We start from the raw sequence: 1,733 nt of genomic DNA on the forward strand, positions 1-1,733 counted from the left end.
CACAAAGGGCTCACATGCGTTCGAAGGAGCGGCGCAGCTCCCAGTCGGTCACCGCGGCGTCGAAGGCGTCCAGTTCGACGCGCGCCATGTTGCGGTAGTGCGCGACGACCTCGTCGCCGAAGGCAGCCCGGGCGACGGGGCTGTTCTCCCAGAGCTCGGCGGCCTCGCGCAGGGTGGTGGGGACGTGGTCGAGGTCGGCGGCGTAGGCGTTGCCGGGGCAGGGCTCGGGCAGCTCCAGCTTCTGCTCGATGCCGTGCAGTCCGGCCGCGACCAGTCCGGCGACGGCGAGGTAGGGGTTGACGTCGCCGCCGGGCAGGCGGTTCTCGAAGCGCAGGGAGCGGCCGTGGCCGACCACGCGCAGGGCGCAGGTGCGGTTGTCCTGGCCCCAGGCGACGGCGGTCGGGGCGAAGGAGCCGGGCTGGAACCGTTTGTAGGAGTTGATGTTGGGGGCGTAGAGGAGGGAGAAGTCGCGCAGGGCGGCGAGCTGTCCGGCGAGGAAGTGCCGCATGACCTCGGACATGCCGCCTTCGAGGTCGCCGGCCATGGCGTTGGTGCCGTCGGCGTCGGCGAGCGAGAGGTGGATGTGGCAGGAGTTGCCCTCGCGCTCGTTGTACTTGGCCATGAAGGTGATCGACATGCCCTCCTGGGCGGCGATCTCCTTGGCGCCGGTCTTGTAGACGGAGTGCTGGTCGCAGGTGACCAGGGCCTCGTCGTAGCGGAAGGCGATCTCGTGCTGGCCGGGGTTGCACTCGCCCTTGGCGGACTCGACGGTGAGGCCGGCGCCCGCCATCTCGTTGCGGATGCGGCGCAGCAGGGGCTCGATGCGGCCGGTACCGAGGACGGAGTAGTCGATGTTGTACTGGTTGGCCGGGGTGAGGCCCTTGTAGCCGGCGTCCCAGGCCTGTTCGTAGGTGTCCTTGAAGACGATGAACTCCAGCTCGGTGCCGACCTGGGCGGTGTAGCCGAGTTCGGCCAGGCGCTCCAACTGGCGGCGCAGGATCTGCCGGGGGGCGGCGACGACCGGGGAGCCGTCGCTCCAGGCGAGGTCGGCGTGGAGCATGGCCGTGCCCGCGTTCCAGGGGACGCGGCGCAGGGTGGTGAGGTCGGGGTGCATGGCGAAGTCGCCGTAGCCGCGGTCCCAGGAGGACATGGCGTAGCCGTCGACCGTGTTCATCTCGGTGTCGACGGCGAGCAGGTAGTTGCAGCCCTCGGTGCCGTGCTGGAGGACCTCGTCGAGGAAGAAGCGTGCGGCGAACCGCTTGCCCTGGAGCCGCCCTTGCATGTCGGGGAAGGCCAGGACGACAGTGTCGATCTCACCGCCGGCGACGAGGGTGTGCAGTTCCTCGACGCTCAACGGGGGTGTGCGGTCTGCCACGGGAAGGCCTCCTAGGCTCCTTGGATCCGCTGCCTGGATCCGCCGGGAGCCATAAGGTATTGCGGAGAACCATTGCTTGGGAAGGGGGTGCGGCCACATGTCGGAGGAAGCGGGTGGCGGTGAGGTGCGGGACGGGCTGACGCCGGTGCTGCGGCCGGTGCGCGCGGGCAACGGCTTCGAGGAGGCTTTGGAGCAGATCCTCCAGGTCGTACGGCTGGGGCTGGTACCGGGGGGAGAGCGGCTGCCGGCCGAGCGGGAGCTGGCCCGGCCGAACAGTGCCGGGCGCGCCACCGCGATCAGCTTCTTCACCTGCGGCGCGCGCAGCGGCAGACGCACCGGTCCGACCCCGGCCACCTCA

At 70.1% G+C, this 1,733-nt stretch carries 1 protein-coding gene and 1 pseudogene; one reads left to right on the top strand and one right to left on the bottom strand.

The genetic code is table 11. The annotated features are described in order from the left end of the window. Positions 1–10: 10 nt before the first annotated feature. Complete coding sequence (locus ABZ281_RS48260) at positions 11–1,375, bottom strand: glutamine synthetase family protein (RefSeq protein ID WP_356665078.1); 1,365 nt, start codon at positions 1,373–1,375, stop codon at positions 11–13. Positions 1,376–1,472: 97 nt separating this feature from the next. On the opposite strand from ABZ281_RS48260, the pseudogene ABZ281_RS48265 reads away from it, so the two are divergent. Beyond that, a pseudogene (locus tag ABZ281_RS48265) lies at positions 1,473–1,733 on the top strand (hypothetical protein); the annotation flags it as partial.

Origin of the sequence: Streptomyces sp. NPDC006265, from assembly GCF_040613555.1 — a bacterium.
GTDB lineage: Bacteria > Actinomycetota > Actinomycetes > Streptomycetales > Streptomycetaceae > Streptomyces.